Raw genomic sequence first — 19096 nt, forward strand, 5'->3', positions numbered from 1 at the left:
GAGGACTGGAGAGACTGTGCCCGCCCCCCGTGAGCTGCTGACCCTCGAGGAGTACCGCGACGAGGTCGGTGCCCTCGTCACCTCCCCGACGCCCGCCGAGAGCGTCCCCCTCGCCGAGGCCGCCGACCGCGTGCTCGCCGAGGACGTCACCGCGAGCGGCCCGGTGCCTGCCTTCGCCAACTCGGCGATGGACGGCTACGCCGTGAGCTGGGACGACCTCGCCGAGCTGCCCACGCGGCTACGGGTCGTCGGCGAGGTGGCCGCCGGGTCCGGCGAGGACCCTGCCTTCGGCGCCGGGGAGTGCGTCCGGATCATGACGGGTGCCCCGGTCCCCGGGTCGGCGGACTCGGTCGTCCCGATCGAGCAGACGGACGAAGGGGTGGACGTCGTGACGGTCCACGAGGCCCCCGCGCGTGGTCGGGGGGCGCACGTCCGTCGCGCCGGCGAGGACGTCGCGGCAGAGGACGTCGTCGCGACGGCCGGGACGACGCTCACCCCCGGGGTGCTCTCCGCCGTCGCCGGGGCCGGCCGGGGCGAGGTCGTCGTCCGGCGACGCCCCGTGATCGGGATCGCCGCCACCGGGGACGAGCTCGTCGCACCGGGGCAGCCACTCGGGCGAGGACAGATCTACGAGTCCAACGGCACCCACCTGCGCCATGCGGCCCACCGCCTCGGGGCAGCCGTCCTCGTCGGAGCCGCGGTGCCCGACGACGCCGACGCCTTCGCCGCCGCGCTCGACGACCTCGCCTCTCGCGTGGACGTCATCGTGCTCACCGGGGGCGCGAGCGTCGGCGCCCACGACGTCGCGCGCGACGTGCTCACCGAGCGCGCGGGCGCCGAGTACCGCCACGTGCGGATCCAGCCCGGCAAGCCGCAGGGCTGGGCCCGCTGGCAGGGCACGCCCGTCATCTCGCTGCCCGGCAACCCGGTGAGCGCGGCGATCTCCTTCGAGCTCTTCGTGCGGCCGCTCCTCGACACCCTGCTCGGCCGGGAGCGGCCGGGGCTCGACCACGCCGTCGCCGCCTCCGGGTGGGGTTCTCCGCCCGGTCGCCGCCAGCTCGTCCCGGTGACCCTCTCGACCGACGCGAGCGGCCGCCTGCTCGCCACCCCCAACCACCGCCGAGGCTCCGCCTCGCACATGGTCACCTCGCTCGCCCGCGCGGACGCGCTCGCGGAGGTGCCCGACGACGTCGAGGCGGTCAGCGCCGGCGACGTCCTGACGATCAGGAGGTTCGCGTGAGCGACGCATCGTCCGCCCCGCCCTTCACCCACCTCGACGGCTCCGGGCACGCCCGGATGGTCGACGTCACCGAGAAGCAGCCGACGGTCCGCGCCGCGACCGCCGCCGGCTCGGTGCGCTGCTCGCCCGAGGTCGTCGCGCTGCTGCGCGACGGCTCGGTGCCGAAGGGAGACGTCCTCGCCGTCGCCCGCGTCGCCGGCATCCAGGCCGCGAAGAAGACCCCCGAGCTGCTCCCGCTCGCGCACGTCATCGGGGTGCACGGGTGCACCGTCGACCTGACGATCACCGACGAGGGTGTCGACATCGTCGCGACCGCCCGGACCGCCGACCGCACCGGCGTCGAGATGGAGGCGCTCACGAGCGTCTCGGTCGCGGCCCTGGCCGTCATCGACATGGTCAAGGGCATCGACCGCACCGCCCGCATCGAGCGGGTCCGTCTGCTGCGCAAGGAGGGTGGCCGCTCCGGCACCTGGGTGGCCGAGGACGAAGGGGGTGCCGCGTGAGCCTCGTCTACGACCTCGTCGTCGTCGCCGGCGGCTCGGGCAGCCGGCTCGGCGGAGCCGTGAAGACCGACCTCACCCTCGGCGGCGAGCGACTCCTCGACCGCACCCTCGCCGCCACGCAGGACGCCCGCACGCGGGTGCTCGTCGGTCAGGGCATCGAGGTGCCCGACGATGTCGTCGTCACGCTCGAGGACCCGCCCTCAGGCGGTCCGGCGGCCGGCACCGCCTCGGGCCTGGCCGCGGTCACCGACCCGGCGCCGTGGACGCTCCTGCTCGCGGGCGACCTCGTCGACACGGCGGCCGGCATCCGCGCGCTCCTCGAGGCCGCGGCCGTCGACCCCACCGACACCGACGGGATCTGCCTCTCCGGCCACGCCGACCACCCGCAGTGGCTCTTCGGTATCCACCGCACGGCTGCCCTGCGGGACGCGGTCGCGGCCCTCGGCACCGTCCGGGACCGCTCGATGAAGGCGCTGCTCTCCCCCCTTCGCCTCCAGACGCTCGCCGTCGATCCCGACACCGTCGCCGACATCGACACCCCGCGCGACTACGAGGCGTGGCAGGCCCGCGGGCCGCACGACGCGAGCGCCCCGCGTGAGCCGAAGATGCGCGACGACGCCATGACGGTCGCCCGCTGGCGGGCATGGGTCGAGATGGCCGCCGCCGCGGTGGACGTCGACCCGACCGCGGTCGACATCGCGCGGATCCACACGCTGACGAAGGTCATCGCGCACACCTACGACCGGCCGATGGCCCCCGTCGGCTCGTACATCATGGGGATGGCTGTCGGGGCCGCGCTCGCCCAGGGCGAGCAGCCGGACCGGGCCTCCCTGCAGCGCGCGATCGAGCGTAGCCTCGACCGTGCACCCCGACCCGAGGAGCAGTCATGAGTGTCGTCCTGCGCTGGTTCGGCGGCGCCGCCGAGGCGAGCGGCGTCGAGGAGGAGCGCTACGAGCCCGGCCCGCTGTCCGGGGTGCTGAGCGCCGCCCAGGAGCGGCACGGTCCCAGCGTGACCCAGGTGCTGCCGCGCTGCTCGGTGCTCGTCGACGGCCGCAACGCCGAGGGGGCCGACCCCGAGGTCGGTCCGGGCTCCGTCGTCGACGTGCTGCCCCCCTTCGCCGGGGGGTGAGGTGGCGCCCGCCTTCGACCATCTCCTGCTGACCCGGTTCAGCGCGGTCATGGCACCGGGGGCCCCGCCCGCCGGTGAGCACTGGCTGCGCTACCGCTCGGGGTTCTTCGTCGACGCCTGCCTCCCGTCCGTCGTCGCTCAGCGGGGGGCGCAACCCTTCGAGTGGCTCGTCCTGCTCGACGACCGCTGCCCGGACGACTTCCGCGCCGACATCGAGGAGCTCGCCCGCGAGGGCTTCACGCCGCTGTGGTCGCACGAGCCGTTCCGCCGCGACAGCTTCGCCGAGGCGGTCGCAGACCGGACGAGCGCCCCGCACCTGGTGACGACGCGGATCGACAGCGACGACGCGATGGCGGTCGACCTCATGGCGGCGGTGCAGGCGCAGGTCGACGGTCAGGACCGGCTCTTCGTGAACTTCCCTCGCGGGATCCAGATCGACCGGTCCGGCGCCGTGTACCGGTCGAACATCGTCTCCAGCCCCTTCCTCTCCCTCATCGAGCGACGCGACCCTGCGCGCCTGCCCGAGACGGTCTACGTCGCCAAGCACGCCCGCGCGCGCGGGCACGGGCCGCTGCGGCAGGTCAGCGCGCCGGTCATGTGGACGCAGGTCGTGCACGGCGCGAACGTCTCGAACATCGTCAAACGGCACGAGGGTGCACCCCCGGGTGGTCGCGGAACGCTTCGGCATGGTGCTGGGGTACGACGAGTCCGTGCGCGGCACCCGCCTGCATCGAGCACGGGCGCAGCACCTGTGCCGGCTCGTCGGGCTCTGGGCCCGGCACCCTGGTGAGCTCCTCAAGTGGGTCGAGGCCGCGATCGTCACCGCCCGGGGCACCCGGACCTGGCCTCAGGACTCCGGCACCAGCTCGCCGACCGGGCCGAGGCACTGCGGGACCGGCTGAGGGGCGCGGTCCGTCGCTCGCGCTGATCAGCCGCCGATCGCGCTCATCGGGCGCGGCGGCTGGAGGAAGCCAGGCTCGTTGATCCCGTGCCCGGGCAGCTTGCTCGCGAGGCACGCGTGGATGAGCGCGGTGATCTCCTCCTCCGACGAGCCGTCGCGCAGGGGCGTGCGCAGGTCGGTCTCTCCGCGGGCGAAGAGGCACGAGCGCAGCTGACCGTCGGCCGTGAGCCGCAGCCGGTCGCACGCGCCGCAGAAGGGCATCGTCACCGATGCGATGACCCCGACGGTCGACGGGCCCCCGTCGACGAGGAAACGCTCGGCCGGCGCGGCGCCGCGCCCCGGCATCTCGGTGAGCTCGAACTCCTCGCGGAGCATCGCGAGGATCTCGGCACCGGTGATCATCTCGCTGCGCTGCCAGATGTGGCCGCCGTCGAGCGGCATCTGCTCGATGAAGCGCAGCTCGTAGCCGCGCTCGACCGACCAGCGGAGCAGGTCGGCGGCCTCGTCGTCGTTGACCCCGCGGAGCAGCACGGTGTTGAGCTTGAGCGGGTGGAAGCCGGCGGCGTCGGCCGCGGCGATGCCCGTCATCGTGTCGTCGAAGCGGTCGCGACGCGCCATCTGCTGGAAGCGGTCGGGGCGCAGGGTGTCGAGGCTGATGTTGACCCGGGCCAGGCCGGCCTCCTTGAGAGGCTCGGCGAGGCGGGGCAGGCGCAGCGCGTTGGTCGTCATCGAGACCTCGACGGGCTCGCCGTCGTTGCTCGTCATCGAGGCGATGCCACGCACGACGTCGACGATGTCGGGCCGCAGCAGCGGCTCACCGCCCGTGAGCCTGACCTCGGTGATGCCGGCGCTCACCGCGGTGTCGACGATGCGGAGCAGCTCGTCGGTCGTCAGCAGCTCGGGGGTCGGGGTCCACGGCACGCCCTCGGCGGGCATGCAGTAGGTGCAGCGCAGGTTGCAGCGGTCGGTGAGCGAGACCCGCAGGTCCCGGTGGACGCGCCCGTAGCTGTCGGTCAGCATGTCAGTCCGCTCCAGGTGTGGCTGCCGTCGGCCTCGTGCTGCTTCTTCCAGATCGGCACGCCGTGCTTGACCGCCTCGACGACCGCGCGGCAGACCTCGAAGGTGGGGGCCCGGTGGGTGCTCACCGCGACGACGACGAGGGCGAGGTCGCCGACCTCGAGGTGGCCGATGCGGTGGACGGCGACGACGTCGACGACGCCGTCCGGGTCGCTCTGCGCGAGCGCCTCCGCGACGACGCGCTCGATGATCTGCTGCGCGTCGGGGTGGGCGCTGTAGTCGAGCGAGACGACCTCGCCGCTCGCCTCGGGATCGTGGTCGCGGACCTGGCCGACGAAGCTCGTCACCGCGCCGTCCGTCGCGTCGGAGACCTCGGCCATGAGGCCGGGCAGATCGATGGGGGTCTCGGTGACCTCGGCGCGGAAGCCCATCAGTGGTCGCCTCCGGCGAGCTGGTCGAGAAGGTGCGGTACGAGGGGCAGGACGACGTCGAGGCCCTCGGCGACGGCCTTCGGGCTGCCGGGGAGGTTGACGACGAGCGCGCCCGGGATGGCCTCCGTCGGCCGGACGACGCCGACGATCCCGCGGGTCAGCACGGCGTGCGGCGAGGCCTGCGCGCCGGTCGCGCGGAGCAGCTCGGCGATGCCGGGGACCTCGAGGTCGATCACCGTGCGCGTGCCCTCCGGCGTCTCGTCGCGAGGGCCCACACCGGTACCACCCGAGGTGACGACGAGGCGGGCGCCGTCGGCGAGCGCGGCGCGCAGCGCCGCCTCGACCGGGGTCGCCCCGTCGGGCACGACGACGACCTGCGCGTCGTACCCCTTCGCCCCGAGGATCTCGGCGGCCGCCGGACCGGAGAGGTCGGCTCGCTCCCCCGTCGCGCTGCGGTCGGAGACCGTGACGACGACTGCGGGGACGCTGGAGGTCGCAGGCTGAGTCATCCCGCTCACCGTACCCGTGATCCGCGCCATCCCCAGACACGGGTCGAGGTGATACCCGCCGACATCATCGGCGCGTATCACCTCGACCGGGTGACCTCGTACCTCGCCCCCAACCTCACCTGCGTCTTCCTCAGAGACCGAGGTCGCGGCCGATGAGCTCCTTCATGATCTCGTTCGTGCCGGCCCAGATCTTGTGGACGCGGGCGTCGCGCCAGGCGCGGGCCACGCGGTACTCGTTCATGAAGCCGTAGCCACCGTGGAGCTGGACGCACTCGTCGAGGACGGCGCACTGGACCTCGGCGGCCCACCACTTCGCCTTGGCGGCGTCGACGGCGGTGAGCTTGCCCTCGGCGTGCGCGGCGACGCAGTCGTCGACGTAGGCCTCGGTGACCTCGACCTTGGTCACCATCTCGGCGAGCTTGAACTTGTTGTGCTGGAAGGTGCCGATCGGCTGACCGAAGGCCTTGCGCTCCTTCGTGTACTCGATCGTCTCCTCAAGGATCTGGCGCGCGTTGGCGATGTTGGCGATCGCGTTGCCGAGACGCTCCTGCGGGAGCTTCTGCATCATCGAGATGAAGCCCATGCCCTCGGGGCCGAGCAGCCGGTCGGCGGGCAGGCGCACGTTGTCGAAGAAGAGCTCGGAGGTGTCCGACTCGGGCTGGCCGACCTTGTCGAGCGGCTGGCCCTTGGTGAAGCCCTCGTCCTCCTTCTCGAGGACGAAGAGGGAGATGCCCTTGGCGCCCTTCGTCGGGTCGGTGCGGGCCGCGACGACGGCGAGGTCGCACTGGTGACCGTTGGTGATGAAGGTCTTGGAGCCGTTGAGGATCCAGTCGCCGGAGCCGTCGTCGGCCGTGACCGCGGTCGTCTTGAGCGCGGCGAGGTCGGAGCCACCGTTGGGCTCGGTCATGCCGATGGAGAGGATCTTCTCGCCGGCGACGACGCCGGGGAGCCAGCGCTGCTTCTGCTCCTCCGTGCCGAGCGCGACGATGTACGGCGCGGTGATGTCGGAGTGGATCCCGAAGCAGGACGCGACAGCCGCGGTGAACTTCGAGAGCTCCTCGGCGAGGACCGCGTTGAAGCGGTAGTCCTCGATGCCCGCGCCGCCGAACTCCTCGGGGATGGTCAGGCCGAAGAAGCCCTGCTTGCCGGCCTCGAGCCACAGGTCCCGCGGGATGGTGTGCTCGCGGATCATCTCCTCGGCGCGGGGCGTGAGGTTGCGGTCGACGAACTCCTTGACGGAGGCGCGGAAGGCCTCGTGGTCCTCGTCGTAGATGTTGCGGGGCATGGGGGCCAGACCTTTCGTCACAACGGTGTCGGCTCGCCGACAGTGGCTAAGCGCTTGCTTAGCCTAGGACGAAGGGGGCATCCTGGGCAACGTGACGACCCGCACCCTCGCGACCCCGATGTCGGAGAGCCCTGCCGTGATGCGCCTCTTCGAGGCCGCCGCGGATGCCTTCGCGGCCAAGGGCTTCCACGCGACGACCACCCGGGACATCGCCTCGCGGGCCGGGCTGTCCCCCGCCGGCGTGTACGTCCACTTCGCGAGCAAGGAGGACCTCCTCTACCAGCTGTGCCGCGAGGGTCACGAGGTCGCGCGCGACGCTCTGGCCGCCGCGGCCGCCGAGGCCGGCGGCCCGAAGGAGGCGCTGAGCGACGTCGTCGGCACCTTCGCCCGGTGGCACGCCGAGCAGCACCAGGTCGCGCGCATCGTCCAGTATGAGTTCCGCCACCTCACCGAGGAGCACCGCAACGAGGTCCTCGGCCTGCGTCGTGAGATCGACGGGATCGTCACCCAGGTCATCGAGGCCGGCGTGACGAGCGACGACTTCTCGGTCTTCGACCCGCGCGCCACGGCGCTGGCCGTCACCTCGATGGCCGTCGACGTCGCCCGGTGGTACCACCCCGGAGTCCGCCAGAGCCCGGAGGAGATCGGGCGCACCTACGCCGGCTTCGCCCTGCGGCTCGTCGGCGCCGGCAGCTAGTCGAGGTCGATGCCGAAGGGGGCGAGCAGCCCCGACGCCCCCACGAGGTCGACCTTGAGCCCGGTCACCTCGTTGTCCCGCGGGTCGATGACATAGCCGTGGCTGCTGCGCAGGTCCGTCGCGCGCAGGTCGGCCCGGATGATGCGCGCGCCACGCAGGTCGCACTCATCGAGCACGGCGCCGCGCAGGATCGTCCCGTCGAGGTCGGCGTCGACGAGGGTGCAGCGCTCGAGCCGGGCCGCGGTGAGGTCGGCGCCCCCGAATGCCCCGAGGTCGAGCCGGCAGTCGGTCCAGGTGCTCGAGTCCGGCGGGATCGTCGGCCTGGCGAGGGATCCCCACGCCGTCCCGAGCGCCCGGACGCCGGCGAACGCGCAGCCGTCGAGGACCGTGTCCGGCAGCCGAGCCCCGGACAGATCCGCCCCCACGAAGGTGCACTGCTCGAAGCGGCACGCGGCGAGCGTCGCCCGGGCGAAGGAGCCGGTGAGGGTGCACCCGACAAAGGTCACCCCTTCGCACCGCTCCCCCTCGGCGAGGTCCCCGGCGAAGGTCTCGTCGGCGATCTCTCGACGGCCGGCGATCTCGTCGGTCAGGGCGCTCATGCCCTCACGCTACGGCCGGCGCCGAAGGGTTGACGAGGGTCCGGACACGCGCAATAGTTTCCATGTTGGTTAATTAACCGATCGGTGAAGGACAAACGGTGGACGACGAGCTCAGCCTCATCTTCGCGGCCCTGGCCCACCCGGCCCGGCGGGCGATCGTCGCCCGCCTCCGGGGTGGCGAGGCGACGGTGAACGAGCTCGCCGAACCCTTCGCGATGTCCCTGCCGGCGGTCTCCAAGCACCTCGCGGTGCTCGAGCGTGCCGGGCTGGTGACCCGCAGCCGCGTCGGCCAGACGCGACCCTGCCGGCTCTCCCCGGCCGCGCTCACCCTCGCTGCCGACTGGCTGGGCGATCCCAGAGAGCTCCTGGAGAAGCGTCTCGACCGGCTCGACGACCACCTCACCCGCATCCAGCGCAAGGAGAGCACGACATGAGCACGACGCAGAGCACCTCACCGAAGAGGGCGCAGATCACCTTCCCCACCGACACCGAGATGGTCATCACCCGTCACTTCTCGGCACCGCGCGAGCTCGTCTGGCGCGCGTACACCGAGGCCGAGCACGTCCGCGAGTGGTTCGGCTGCGACATGATGGAGATGACCGAGGTCACCTCCGACGTCCGACCGGGCGGCCGCTACCGCTACGTCGGCCGCGACGACCAGATGGAGCACCCGTTCTCCGGGGAGTACCTCGACGTCGAGGCCCCTGAGCGGCTCGTCTCCACCGAGACCTACGAGAACGTCCCCGGGTCGGAGCACCGCTGCGAGCTGACCCTCGAGGAGGTCGACGGCGGCACCCTCCTCACCGAGCGGCTCACCTACCCCTCGAAGGAGGCCCGCGACGGGCACGTCGACTCCGGCATGGAGCACGGGGTCCAGCAGTCGTACGACGGGATCGAGCAGATCGCGCAGCGCCTCGCCGCCTGACTCTTCACCGTCCGTCCGGATTCGGTCAGGACTTGTCCAGCGGACGGTCAGGACGGCTACCCGCGGCTCTAGATTCCGAGCGACCCATCCCCTGGTCGCTCGAAGGAGAGCCCCGATGCCCCGATCCCGCCACCTCGTCGCAGCCGGCACCGTCCCCGTCGTCACGCTCGTCGCCTCGGTGGTGTTCGGGGCGTCTGCCGCCTCCGCCGCCGCCCCGCGGTACGTCGCCCTCGGCGACTCCTACTCCTCCGGGACCGGCACCCGCGAGTACCTCGCGGACGGCACCTCCTGCCAGCGCTCGGTGCGCGCCTACCCCTCCCTCGTCGCCGCCGCGGGCGGGCTCGACCTCAACCTCCGGGCCTGCTCCGGCGCGACCGTCGCCGACGTCACGAACACCCAGCTCTCCGCGCTCGACGCCGGCGTGGCCCGCGTGACGATCTCCGTCGGCGGGAACGACGCCGGCTTCGCGGACGTCCTCACCGAGTGCGCCATGCCCGGCTGGGCCAGCGACTGCAACGGTGACATCGACACGGCGACCGCCTACATCAACGGCATGCTCCCGGGGCGCCTGTCCACCCTCTACTCCTCGATCCGCGCCAAGGCACCGAACGCCAAGGTCGCGGTCGTCGGCTACCCGAGGATCTTCATGGGCGAGGACTGCAATCTCTTCACCTGGTTCTCCCCGGCCGAGCAGACCCGACTCAACGCGACCGCGGACCTACTCAACAGCAGGCTCCGGACTGCTGCGACGAATGCCGGGTTCACCTTCGTCAACCCGACCTCGCGCTTCACCGGCCACGCGGTCTGCGACAGCCCCGAGTGGATCAACGGTCTCTCCTCCCCCATCAGCGAGAGCTACCACCCCAACACCCTCGGCCACCGGGACGGCTACACGCCGATCGTCTCGACCCCGGTCCTGGGCGCCACGACCACGGTCACGACGACGACGCTCCAGACCGCCGACGCCTCCGAGCCTCGGCAGACTGCACTGCAGCGGCGCTACTCCGCGCAGGACCGCACCATCGAGCCCAAGGTCTTCCACCTCCCCGACCTCGGCAGCGAACGGGTCCGGCGCGCGGCCGAGCGGGCCGGTGTGGACCTGAGCTCCCGGGCCAGCATCGACGCGGCCGACCGGGTGTGGTCGGAGCGTCAGGCGGCCGAGGCGCGGGTCGGCTGACCCCGCCACGGCACGACGAAGGGCGACCCGCCAGGTGGTGGGTCGCCCTTCGGTCGTCGTCTCGAGGCTCGTGTCAGTCGCGGGTGAGACGGCGGTAGGTGACGCGGTGCGGGCGGGCCGCCTCCTCGCCGAGACGCTCGACCTTGTTCTTCTCGTACGCGTCGAAGTTGCCCTCGAACCAGTACCAGGCAGCCGGGTTCTCCTCGGTGCCCTCGTAGGCGAGGATGTGCGTCGCGACGCGGTCGAGGAACCACCGGTCGTGGGAGATGACCACGGCGCAGCCGGGGAACTCGAGCAGCGCGTTCTCCAGGGACCCGAGGGTCTCGACGTCGAGATCGTTGGTCGGCTCGTCGAGCAGCAGCAGGTTGCCGCCCTGCTTGAGGGTGAGCGCAAGGTTGAGGCGGTTGCGCTCACCGCCGGAGAGGACGCCGGCCTTCTTCTGCTGGTCCGGGCCCTTGAAGCCGAACTGGCTGACGTAGGCGCGGCTCGGGATCTCGACCTGGCCGACCTGGATGTGGTCCAGGCCGTCGGAGACGACCTCCCACAGGCTCTTCTCGGGGTCGAGACCCCCGCGGCTCTGGTCGACGTAGCTGATCTTCACGGTGTCGCCGATGTCCACGGTGCCCGCGTCCGGTTCCTCGAGGCCGACGATCGTCTTGAAGAGCGTCGTCTTGCCGACACCGTTGGGGCCGATGACACCGACGATGCCGTTGCGCGGCAGCGTGAAGGAGAGCCCGTCGATGAGGACGCGGTCGCCGAAGCCCTTCTTCAGGTCGCGGACCTCGATGACCTTGCTCCCGAGGCGCGGGCCCGGCGGGATCTGGATCTCCTCGAAGTCGAGCTTGCGGGTGCGGTCCGCCTCGGCCGCCATCTCCTCGTAGCGCTGGAGGCGGGCCTTGCTCTTGGTCTGGCGGGCCTTGGCGTTGGAGCGGACCCACTCGAGCTCCGAGGCGAGACGCTTGGCGAGCTTCGCGTCCTTCTTGCCCTGGACCTGGAGTCGCTCCTGCTTCTTCTCAAGGTAGGTCGAGTAGTTGCCCTCGTAGGGATAGAGCCGACCGCGGTCGACCTCGGCGATCCACTGCGCGACGTTGTCCATGAAGTACCGGTCGTGCGTCACGGCGACGACGGCGCCCGGGTAGGCCGCGAGGTGCTGCTCGAGCCAGAGGACCGACTCGGCGTCGAGGTGGTTGGTGGGCTCGTCGAGGAGCAGGAGGTCGGGCTTCTGCAGGAGCAGCTTGCACAGCGCGACGCGGCGGCGCTCACCACCGGAGAGGACGGTGACGTCGGCGTCCGGCGGCGGGCAGCGCAGGGCGTCCATCGCCTGCTCGAGCTGAGAGTCGAGGTCCCAGGCGTCGGCGTGGTCGATGTCCTCCTGAAGCTTGCCCATCTCCTCCATGAGGGAGTCGAAGTCGGCGTCCGGCTCGGTCATCTCCTCGGAGATGGCGTTGTACCGGTCGAGCTTGGCCTTGATCTCGCCGAGGCCCTCCTCGACGTTGCCGAGGACGGTCTTCTCCTCGTTGAGCGGCGGCTCCTGCAGGAGGATGCCCACAGAGGCGCCCTTCGCGAGCTGCGCCTCGCCGTTGCTCGGCTGGTCGAGCCCCGCCATGATCTTGAGGATCGTCGACTTGCCGGCGCCGTTCGGGCCGACCATGCCGATCTTCGCGCCGGGGTAGAACGACATCGTGACGTCGTCGAGGATGACCTTCTCGTTGTGCGCCTTGCGGGCACGGGTCATGGTGTAGATGAACTCGGGCATGGGGGCAGGCTATCGACCCCGGTCCCCAGGCCCGAATCCGTCCGCCACCGGCCTCAGAAGGCCGGCGCGAGGTCGGGCTCGGCCGATGCGCCCTCCCGCTGGCCCCGGGCGTCCTGGACCTCCCCCGTGACCTTGTCGACGAGCGGTCCGACGCCGGCGTCGTCCTCCGGCGCGAAGCTGTCCTCGTAGGCCTGACGAGCCGCCTCGTCGGCGGTGGCGTCGCCCTCCGACCCCCGCCCCGGCCGGACGAAGGCGCTCTGCCCGAGCAGCAGGTCGTGCCCGACGTGCTGGGCGTTGATCTCCACCGAGGTGCCGTAGCTCTCGTCGGAGCGCTGGTACTGCCGCACCCGCTGCCGGCCGACGACGACCACTGGCTCGCCCTTGCTGAGGCAGGCCCGGGTGTTGACGCCGAGCGCCCGATAGCAGGCGACGTTGTAGAAGGACGTCGGCCCGTCCTCGAAGACGCCGTCGCGGTTGCGCCGCCGCTCGCTCGTCGCGAGGCGGAAGGTCGTGAAGACCTCGCCCTGCCCGGTCGTCCGGGTCTCTGGGTCGGCGACGAGCCGGCCTGTGACCGTCACGTGTGTCTCGTACATGTCCTGTCCCTTCTCGTGGTCCCGGACCGAGCTGGTCCGGCTCCCCCACGGTGTCGACGCACGGGACGGCGTGCGACGGGCCGCCGTCCGGCTGTGGACGGCGGCCCGTGGCGGGTCGAGGGTGTGGACGAAGGGGTTCAGCGGCCTCCGCGGGCCCGGGCGATGCCCTCGCGGGTCCGGGAGTGGCGGGCGAGCACCTCGCGCACCGGCTGGATGACGACGCGGTCGGCGACCTCGGCGATGCTCCGGCGCAGGCGCTTGTCGACAGCAGCCGAGCGACGCCGCGCCCCGGTCCTGGCCATGAGCCGGCCGAGCCCGGCGACGAGCAGCCCGCCGAGCAGGCCCCCGACGAGCAGGAGGAAGGGCGTCGCGAAGGGCCCGACGTCGAGGGTCGGGATCGCGGGCAGCTGCAGCCAGCCGGCGAGCCCGATGACGACGAGCCAGACCAGCCCGACGACCGCCGCGAGCGCGAGCAGGACCTGCAGGGCTCCGAGAAGCCCCCACCACACCGGGTTGCGGCCGCGCAGCGAGGTGTGGATGACGGCCTGGTCGAGCTCGTCGGCGAGACGGTCGTCGTAGGGGGCGGCGGCGTCGGCGACCGCGTCGGCCCAGCGGGTGGGCAGCCCCTTGCCGGCGTGCTCACCCAGCCGCCGCGCGGCGAGGTCGACCGCGGCACGCGCGGACGGCGTGGGTGGCGGGATCGAGGACCGGCCGAGCACCGCCCGGACGTCCGCCTCGGTGATGTCGGCCCCGGCCTTGTCGAGCCGCAGCCGCTTGAGGGGCGCCGCGCGGAAGCCCTGGACCCATCGGGTGAAGGGCCACCCGGTGCGAGCCACCGACTCCATGACGAAGTCGCGCTCGACCGCGCTGACGACGGTCGGCACCCCGGCTGCCCGGGCCAGCGCGTCGACGAGCTCGCCCGAGCCCAGCGCCTCGACGTCGACCTCGTCCGACCCGACGGAGGCGGACAACCCCTTGGCCGCCTCCTCGAGGTCTGCGCCGAGTCGGTGCCGGCTCGCGTCCTGCGCGGCGACGGCGACGTGCAGCCGCTCGCGGAGCGTGTCGATGCCCTCGCCGGTCTTCGTCGAGGTGGCGACGACCTTGGCCTCGGGGATCCCGTCGCGCTCGAGGAGGCGGGCCAGGTCGGCCCGGACCCGGTCGACGCCGTCGCCCTTGAGCCGGTCGGCCTGGTTGAGGACGACGACGGTGACCGCCCCGTACTCGCGCAGGACGGCGACGTACTCGTCGTGCAGCACCGCATCGGCGTACTTCTGCGGGTCGGTGACCCAGACGAAGACGTCGACGAGCTCGAGGATGCGGCGGGCCTCCATGCGGTTCGCCGACTCGCGCGAGTCGAAGTCGGGCAGGTCGAGCAGCACGAGCCCGTCCAGGTCGCCAGATCCCGCGACGCTGTGGCGGGCACCGACACCCAGCCAGTCGAGCAGCTCTCCGACCGGCTCGTCGCCCCAGACGCCCGCTGTCGGCGTCGAGGTCGTCGGGCGGCGCATGCCCGCCTGGGCCACCTCGGCCCCGACGAGGGCGTTGAAGAGCGAGGACTTGCCCGAGCCGGTGGCTCCGGCGAGGGCGACGACGGTGTGGCCACCCACGAGCCGGGTCCGCTCGTCGACCTTGTCGACGGTCTCCCGGGCGCGGGCGGAGGCCGCCGGGTCGAGGAGGGATCCCCCTTCGTCCACGGCGTCACGCAGGCCAGCCGACCGGCCACGCAGCTCCTCGACCGGGAGCGCCGTGACCTTGGCCTGACCCTTGAAGATCGGTGTCATAGGGCGGTCCCCACGGCCTGGGCCGCCTCGGTGAGTCGGCGGATCTGACCGTCGCTGATGCTCTTGCCGCCGAGGGCGGCCTCGTAGCGCTCACGCTCGTCGGCGTAGATGTCACGGACCCGCTCGAGCAGCAGCGTGCGGGCCTGCGCCGACATCTCCCGGACGGCCTGGTCGCCGAAGATCGCCTCGAGGACCTTCTGGGCGAGGGCGGTCGTGCCGCCGGCGATGGCCACCTCGGGGGCGACGAGCACGCCGCCGGTGTGGGCGAAGGAGACGAGCATGAGGAAGAGACCGATGCCGTTGACGCCGTAGGCGGCGATCCGGGCGTTGGTGCGCCGGTTGCCCCCCTCGGCGCGGACGATGTCCAGGACGTCGCTCTGCCAGTCGCGCACCGTCCGCTCGATGGTCGCCTGGAGGTCGCTCGAGGAGCGGGTGAGCGCCGGGTGCGCGTCGAGGAGCGCCGGGCCCGCCTCGGCGGCGCGCCACTGCCGGGCGACGGTCGCGGCGGCGGCGTCGGCCTCGGCCTGGACGAGCGCGGCGACGCCGTCGTGCAGCGCCTCGTCGAGCGGCTTCGACGGCGGGGGTGCGCCCTTGACCGCGGAGGTGATGCGGTCGCGGACCTTGGAGACGCCGGACTCGACCTTGCGGAAGAACTCGCCCGTCCCGACGAACTCCTGCCAGCGGGCCAGCACCTCGCCGCGCAGCAGCTGGCCGTCGCTCATGCCGTCCTTGACCTGCTGCTCGGCCTTGTCGTAGGCGGCGAAGGCGGCACCCTTGAGGTCGAAGACCTGATGCTGCTGCGTCTCCATCGCGCTCACGAGCTCGGCGGAGCGCTCGTCGAGGGAGCGCAGGGCGCCGCTGAGGGTCTGCCGGATGACGATGCCGCGAGCGCGCTGGTCGCCGGCGAGCGCACCGAGCCAGGAGCGCAGGCGGGCGATGTCGGCCTCCGGGATGAGGCCGCGCTCGTCGAGGTCGGTCTCGGGGACGGTGAAGACCGGCGAGGTCTCCAGGCCCTGCTCGCGCAGCATGTCGACGAGGTGACCCCGGACGTCCTGGACGGCGTCTCGGTCGACCCGGTCGAGCACGATCGCCACGGCGGTCCCCCGGTCGGAGGCCTGCCGCAGGAGCTCCCACGGGACGGCGTCCGCGTAGCGGGCGGCCGTCGTCACGAAGAGCCACAGGTCGGCCGCCTGGAGCAGCTGGTTGGCCAGGCCACGGTTCGCAGCGACGACCGAGTCGATGTCGGGGGCGTCCAGGAGAGCCATGCCCGAGGGCAGCTCGTCGGAGGCGACGAGGCGCACGGTCCCGGGCTGAGGCTCCGCGTCGGTCGCGCCGGTGACCCGGGCGAGCGAAGGGAGGACCCGGCTGTCCCGGAACCACCGGGAGTCCTCGGGGTGGTGGATGAGGACCGGGCTCGTCGTCGTGGGACGCAGGACACCGGTCGTGCTCACCTCACGGCGCAGCACCGAGTTGACGAGGGTCGACTTGCCGGCACCGGTCGAGCCGCCCACGACCGCGAGCAGCGGCGCGTCGATGGAGGCGAGGCGCGGGATGACGTAGTCGTCGAGCTGCCGGAGCAGGGCGTCGCGGTTGGCGCGGGCGTCCGCGGTGGAGGGCAGGTCGAGGGGGAGCTCGGCGCGCTCGACCTCGTCGCGCAAGACGCTGACGCGGGCGAGGAGATCCGGGGCGCCGACATCGGCGGCGACGGACGAGGCTGGCATGTGTCAAACCTAACTCAGGCATGGCTGAGTTCCGGACTACTCAGCGCCCCCGGCAGGACTCGAACCTGCGACCTAGAGATTAGAAGGCTCTTGCTCTGTCCAGCTGAGCTACGGGGGCATGCGGGTGTCCAAACCCGCGCAGGTCAGTGTACGAATGTGACCGACCTGACATGATGCGGGCCATGGTTGTCCGGGTCGAGCTCGCCGAGGCGGTGATCGTCGACGACCCCTCCTTCCGTGCCCTGCTCGACGACACCGAGCTCGCCCGCGCCGACCGCAAGCGCGTGCCCACCCCCTTCATCGGCGCGCACGCACTCGTCCGCACCGTCCTCGGCGCACGCCTCGGCGTCCCCCCGCAGGACCTGCGCTTCCGCCGGCTCTGCCCGACCTGCGGCTCGAGGCAGCACGGCAAGCCGACGGTGAGCGACCACGGCGGCGTCGCCTTCTCGCTGTCGTACACGGACAGCCTCGCCGTCGTCGCGGTCACCGACGGGGTCGAGGTCGGGGTCGACGTCGAGCACGTCTCGGAGGCCGACTTCGGGGGGTTCGCCCGGGTGACCCTGGCACCGGACGAGGTCGATGCCTTCGACGACCTGCACGGCCCCGACCTGCTGCGCGCCCGGGCCCAGGTCTGGTCGCGCAAGGAGGCCATCCTCAAGGCGACGGGGCACGGCCTCGTCGTCGACCCGACCGAGGTCGTCGTCTCCCCGCCCGCGGAGGAGCCCCGCCTCGTCGCCTGGCGCGCCTCGGAAGCCGCTCCGGACGTCGTCGCGCTGCACGACGCACCGCTGGGCTCGGTGGAGCACCGGGCCGCCGTCGCGGTCCTCGCCGACGGGCCGATCGAGATCGTCCCGGTGAGCGGCTGACCGTCAGCGGATCGACATCCCGGCGAACTCTCGCCGGCGTGCGGTCATCGAGTCCAGCAGCACGCGCTCCCGCGCGATCGCCTCGGCGTCCACCCGGTGGTTGTGCATGCGGGCCCGCAGCAGCGCCAGCTCCGAGGCGGTGTCCTGGAAGGCGCGCATCGATCCCAGGCTTGCCGCTCCCCCGTTGAGCTTGGCCCAGGAGCGTGCCTCCCGACGCTGCCGCATCGAGGCGAGCATCGTCACCTCGCCCGGCGCCAGCCAGCCCGTCGTGACATAGGGCTGGAGGAAGTGACCGATGATCCGGCCCTCACGGCTGCGCGTCCACACGATGAAGACGACGAAGGTCACGAGGACGAGGAACCCGATCGCGTAGCCGATGAGGAAGCCGACCGGTCCGCTGACCGCCGAGAGGTTCCACAGACCGTGCAGGAGGACGGCCGCGCACCAGCCGGCGAAGGGGGCGACGACCTTGACCGCCGCGCTGCGGGTCGAGGCGGCCACGCCGACCCCGATGCCGATCATCGCCGTGAACATCGGGTGGCAGAAGGGCGACATGAGCCCCCGCAGCACGAAGGTGGCGGCCAGCCCCTCGCGACCCATGTCGGTGAAGGCCTGGGCGAGATAGAGGATGTTCTCGGTGAAGGCGAAGCCGGCCCCGCAGATGCCGGCGTACGTGATGCCGTCGGCCAGCCCGTTGAAGTGCTTGCGCCGGAAGAAGAACATCACGAGGAGGAAGAGCCCCTTGAAGGTCTCCTCCACCACCGGGGCGACGAGCACGGGGGTGATCGCCGCGGCGTCCGGGTCGGCGGAGGCGACGACGACCGAGGCCGCCGTGTTGAAGATCAACGACGGGAGCGTGGCCGCGAGCGCGCCCCAGAGGAAAGCGAGCAGCAGGTAGCTCCACGGCTCCGCCTCGAACCGGTCGAGCCAGAGGAAGATCGGGATGACGATGCCGACGGGGATGATCGCGAAGACGAGACCGAGCAGGGTCGCCATGACGCCGAAGCTCAGCGAGAAGTAGGCCGCGAAGATCAGCGCGATGACCGCGAAGGCGGTCGTCACGAGACCCCCGACGACCCAGCGGCGCACCTGCGGCCGCGGTGTCGGGTTGGGCTGCGCCTGGGCCGGCACGTACCGGGGGTCGTAGAGCTGCTGGACGGGCGGGTCGTACCCGCCCGGCCGGTAGCCGTACGCCTCACGAAGTGGTGAGTCCCACCCTTCGTGCGGGTGCGGGGATCCGCCCTGCGGGGGCGGCTGCGGCCAGCTCATGGGCGCGAGGCTAGTCGAGCGGACCGACCGCGCTCCTTCTCCGCGGACCGCCCATGGCTAGAGTCCAACGGTGACCTCTGCGACTCCCGACCGCGCCCAGACCGACCGCATCGTCTGGATCGACTGCGAGATGACCGGCCTCTCCCTCGAGCGCGACGCGCTCATCGAGGTGGCCGCCCTCGTCACGGACTACGAGCTCAACGTCCTCGGCGACGGCGTCGACGTCATCATCCGGCCCTCCGACGAGGCGCTCGAGCAGATGGGCGACTTCGTCCGCGAGATGCACACGACGAGCGGACTGCTCGAGGAGCTCGCCGGCGGCACGACCCTCACGGACGCTGAGGCCCAGGTCCTCGCCTACGTCCGCGAGCACGTGCCCGAGGCCGGCAAGGCCGCGCTCGGCGGCAACACCGTGGCGACCGACCGCGGCTTCCTCGCCCGCGACATGGCCGAGCTCGACGCCCACCTCCACTACCGGATGATCGACGTCTCCTCGATCAAGGAGCTCTCGCGGCGCTGGTACCCCCGCGCCTACTTCGCCGCGCCGGAGAAGCACGGCGGTCACCGGGCCCTCGCCGACATCACCGAGTCGATCGCCGAGCTGCGCTACTACCGCGAGGCCGTCTTCCTCCCCCCGCCCGGCCACGACACCCCGACGCTGCGCGAGATCGCCGCCCGCCACGCCGGCTGACCCCGC

The 19096-nt window shown here is 72.1% G+C and carries 21 protein-coding genes and 1 tRNA gene; 11 read left to right on the plus strand and 11 right to left on the minus strand.

All coding sequences use genetic code 11. The annotated features are described in order from the left end of the window. Window positions 1-16 precede the first annotated feature (16 nt). The 5 genes from JNO54_RS11830 to JNO54_RS11850 are packed head-to-tail and all read left to right on the plus strand — an operon-like array spanning window position 17 to window position 3662. Complete coding sequence (locus JNO54_RS11830; RefSeq protein ID WP_204144075.1) at window positions 17-1240, plus strand: molybdopterin molybdotransferase MoeA; 1224 nt, start codon at window positions 17-19, stop codon at window positions 1238-1240. Next, window positions 1237-1743: a cyclic pyranopterin monophosphate synthase MoaC gene (moaC, locus tag JNO54_RS11835; protein WP_204144076.1), complete on the plus strand. Its 507-nt coding sequence runs from the start codon at window positions 1237-1239 to the stop codon at window positions 1741-1743. Before JNO54_RS11830 ends, moaC begins: the two co-directional genes overlap by 4 nt. Then, entirely contained in the window at window positions 1740-2633 is an 894-nt protein-coding gene (locus tag JNO54_RS11840) for an NTP transferase domain-containing protein (RefSeq protein ID WP_204144077.1), read from the plus strand. The genes moaC and JNO54_RS11840 overlap by 4 nt, the downstream gene beginning before the upstream one ends. After that, window positions 2630-2872 (plus strand): MoaD/ThiS family protein, encoded by a 243-nt coding sequence (locus JNO54_RS11845; RefSeq protein ID WP_204144078.1) that lies wholly within the window; start codon window positions 2630-2632, stop codon window positions 2870-2872. The genes JNO54_RS11840 and JNO54_RS11845 overlap by 4 nt, the downstream gene beginning before the upstream one ends. A gap of 1 nt (window position 2873) precedes the next feature. After that, entirely contained in the window at window positions 2874-3662 is a 789-nt protein-coding gene (locus JNO54_RS11850; protein WP_204144079.1) for a glycosyltransferase, read from the plus strand. A 138-nt stretch (window positions 3663-3800) separates the two neighbouring features. Here JNO54_RS11850 and moaA read toward each other — a convergent pair whose 3' ends face one another. From moaA to JNO54_RS11870, 4 genes are all read right to left on the minus strand, one after another. After that, entirely contained in the window at window positions 3801-4793 is a 993-nt protein-coding gene (gene moaA / locus JNO54_RS11855) for a GTP 3',8-cyclase MoaA (RefSeq protein WP_233703238.1), read from the minus strand. Then, window positions 4787-5221 (minus strand): molybdenum cofactor biosynthesis protein MoaE, encoded by a 435-nt coding sequence (locus JNO54_RS11860; protein ID WP_204144080.1) that lies wholly within the window; start codon window positions 5219-5221, stop codon window positions 4787-4789. Before JNO54_RS11860 ends, moaA begins: the two co-directional genes overlap by 7 nt. Then, window positions 5221-5730, minus strand: a complete 510-nt coding sequence (locus JNO54_RS11865) for a MogA/MoaB family molybdenum cofactor biosynthesis protein (RefSeq protein WP_204144081.1) — start codon at window positions 5728-5730, stop codon at window positions 5221-5223. The genes JNO54_RS11860 and JNO54_RS11865 overlap by 1 nt, the downstream gene beginning before the upstream one ends. 130 nt (window positions 5731-5860) lie before the next feature. Then, on the minus strand, window positions 5861-7015 hold the full coding sequence (locus tag JNO54_RS11870) for an acyl-CoA dehydrogenase family protein (RefSeq protein WP_204144082.1): 1155 nt from the start codon (window positions 7013-7015) through the stop codon (window positions 5861-5863). A 91-nt stretch (window positions 7016-7106) separates the two neighbouring features. On the opposite strand from JNO54_RS11870, the gene JNO54_RS11875 reads away from it, so the two are divergent. Beyond that, the gene (locus tag JNO54_RS11875; RefSeq protein ID WP_307818196.1) at window positions 7107-7712 is read left to right on the plus strand and encodes a TetR/AcrR family transcriptional regulator; all 606 of its coding nucleotides are present in this window, start codon (window positions 7107-7109) and stop codon (window positions 7710-7712) included. Here JNO54_RS11875 and JNO54_RS11880 read toward each other — a convergent pair. Then, on the minus strand, window positions 7709-8311 hold the full coding sequence (locus JNO54_RS11880) for a pentapeptide repeat-containing protein (protein ID WP_204144083.1): 603 nt from the start codon (window positions 8309-8311) through the stop codon (window positions 7709-7711). The genes JNO54_RS11875 and JNO54_RS11880 overlap by 4 nt on opposite strands. 98 nt (window positions 8312-8409) lie before the next feature. On the opposite strand from JNO54_RS11880, the gene JNO54_RS11885 reads away from it, so the two are divergent. From JNO54_RS11885 to JNO54_RS11895, 3 genes are all read left to right on the plus strand, one after another. Further along, on the plus strand, window positions 8410-8745 hold the full coding sequence (locus tag JNO54_RS11885) for an ArsR/SmtB family transcription factor (protein ID WP_204144084.1): 336 nt from the start codon (window positions 8410-8412) through the stop codon (window positions 8743-8745). Continuing rightward, window positions 8742-9236: an SRPBCC domain-containing protein gene (locus tag JNO54_RS11890; RefSeq protein ID WP_204144085.1), complete on the plus strand. Its 495-nt coding sequence runs from the start codon at window positions 8742-8744 to the stop codon at window positions 9234-9236. Before JNO54_RS11885 ends, JNO54_RS11890 begins: the two co-directional genes overlap by 4 nt. A 115-nt stretch (window positions 9237-9351) precedes the next feature. Beyond that, the gene (locus tag JNO54_RS11895) at window positions 9352-10413 is read left to right on the plus strand and encodes an SGNH/GDSL hydrolase family protein (RefSeq protein WP_204144086.1); all 1062 of its coding nucleotides are present in this window, start codon (window positions 9352-9354) and stop codon (window positions 10411-10413) included. A gap of 73 nt (window positions 10414-10486) precedes the next feature. On the opposite strand, the gene ettA is transcribed toward JNO54_RS11895, so the two are convergent. From ettA to JNO54_RS11920, 5 genes are all read right to left on the minus strand, one after another. Beyond that, window positions 10487-12169 carry an energy-dependent translational throttle protein EttA gene (gene ettA / locus JNO54_RS11900; protein ID WP_204144087.1) on the minus strand — a complete coding sequence of 561 codons (1683 nt, stop codon included), beginning with the start codon at window positions 12167-12169 and terminating at the stop codon, window positions 10487-10489. Between the two features lie 53 nt (window positions 12170-12222). Then, window positions 12223-12762: a single-stranded DNA-binding protein gene (locus JNO54_RS11905; RefSeq protein WP_204144088.1), complete on the minus strand. Its 540-nt coding sequence runs from the start codon at window positions 12760-12762 to the stop codon at window positions 12223-12225. 137 nt (window positions 12763-12899) lie between these two features. Beyond that, window positions 12900-14543 carry a GTPase gene (locus JNO54_RS11910; RefSeq protein WP_204144089.1) on the minus strand — a complete coding sequence of 548 codons (1644 nt, stop codon included), beginning with the start codon at window positions 14541-14543 and terminating at the stop codon, window positions 12900-12902. Beyond that, window positions 14540-16264, minus strand: a complete 1725-nt coding sequence (locus JNO54_RS11915; protein ID WP_204144090.1) for a dynamin family protein — start codon at window positions 16262-16264, stop codon at window positions 14540-14542. Before JNO54_RS11915 ends, JNO54_RS11910 begins: the two co-directional genes overlap by 4 nt. Window positions 16265-16308: 44 nt before the next feature. Further along, window positions 16309-16382: transfer RNA gene (locus JNO54_RS11920), tRNA-Arg, on the minus strand. A gap of 64 nt (window positions 16383-16446) precedes the next feature. Between JNO54_RS11920 and JNO54_RS11925 the strand changes: the two genes are divergently transcribed. Then, window positions 16447-17130 carry a 4'-phosphopantetheinyl transferase family protein gene (locus JNO54_RS11925; protein ID WP_204144091.1) on the plus strand — a complete coding sequence of 228 codons (684 nt, stop codon included), beginning with the start codon at window positions 16447-16449 and terminating at the stop codon, window positions 17128-17130. A gap of 3 nt (window positions 17131-17133) precedes the next feature. On the opposite strand, the gene JNO54_RS11930 is transcribed toward JNO54_RS11925, so the two are convergent. Then, window positions 17134-18399, minus strand: coding sequence for a PrsW family intramembrane metalloprotease (locus JNO54_RS11930; protein ID WP_204144092.1), 1266 nt, complete (start codon window positions 18397-18399; stop codon window positions 17134-17136). A gap of 70 nt (window positions 18400-18469) precedes the next feature. Between JNO54_RS11930 and orn the strand changes: the two genes are divergently transcribed. Further along, the gene (gene orn / locus JNO54_RS11935) at window positions 18470-19090 is read left to right on the plus strand and encodes an oligoribonuclease (protein WP_204144093.1); all 621 of its coding nucleotides are present in this window, start codon (window positions 18470-18472) and stop codon (window positions 19088-19090) included. Window positions 19091-19096: the final 6 nt, after the last annotated feature.

Source organism: Janibacter endophyticus, from assembly GCF_016888335.1.
Lineage (GTDB): Bacteria > Actinomycetota > Actinomycetes > Actinomycetales > Dermatophilaceae > Marihabitans > Marihabitans endophyticum.

Coding starts and splice junctions, on each gene's coding strand:
- JNO54_RS11845 (WP_204144078.1), top strand. CDS start 2,630: ATGAGTGTCGTCCTGCGCTGGTTCGGCGGCGCCGCCGAGGCGAGCGGC.
- moaA (WP_233703238.1), bottom strand. CDS start 4,793: ATGCTGACCGACAGCTACGGGCGCGTCCACCGGGACCTGCGGGTCTCG.
- JNO54_RS11860 (WP_204144080.1), bottom strand. CDS start 5,221: ATGGGCTTCCGCGCCGAGGTCACCGAGACCCCCATCGATCTGCCCGGC.
- JNO54_RS11865 (WP_204144081.1), bottom strand. CDS start 5,730: ATGACTCAGCCTGCGACCTCCAGCGTCCCCGCAGTCGTCGTCACGGTC.
- JNO54_RS11870 (WP_204144082.1), bottom strand. CDS start 7,015: ATGCCCCGCAACATCTACGACGAGGACCACGAGGCCTTCCGCGCCTCC.
- JNO54_RS11880 (WP_204144083.1), bottom strand. CDS start 8,311: ATGAGCGCCCTGACCGACGAGATCGCCGGCCGTCGAGAGATCGCCGAC.
- JNO54_RS11890 (WP_204144085.1), top strand. CDS start 8,742: ATGAGCACGACGCAGAGCACCTCACCGAAGAGGGCGCAGATCACCTTC.
- JNO54_RS11895 (WP_204144086.1), top strand. CDS start 9,352: ATGCCCCGATCCCGCCACCTCGTCGCAGCCGGCACCGTCCCCGTCGTC.
- ettA (WP_204144087.1), bottom strand. CDS start 12,169: ATGCCCGAGTTCATCTACACCATGACCCGTGCCCGCAAGGCGCACAAC.
- JNO54_RS11905 (WP_204144088.1), bottom strand. CDS start 12,762: ATGTACGAGACACACGTGACGGTCACAGGCCGGCTCGTCGCCGACCCA.
- JNO54_RS11910 (WP_204144089.1), bottom strand. CDS start 14,543: ATGACACCGATCTTCAAGGGTCAGGCCAAGGTCACGGCGCTCCCGGTC.
- JNO54_RS11915 (WP_204144090.1), bottom strand. CDS start 16,264: ATGCCAGCCTCGTCCGTCGCCGCCGATGTCGGCGCCCCGGATCTCCTC.
- JNO54_RS11925 (WP_204144091.1), top strand. CDS start 16,447: ATGGTTGTCCGGGTCGAGCTCGCCGAGGCGGTGATCGTCGACGACCCC.
- JNO54_RS11930 (WP_204144092.1), bottom strand. CDS start 18,399: ATGAGCTGGCCGCAGCCGCCCCCGCAGGGCGGATCCCCGCACCCGCAC.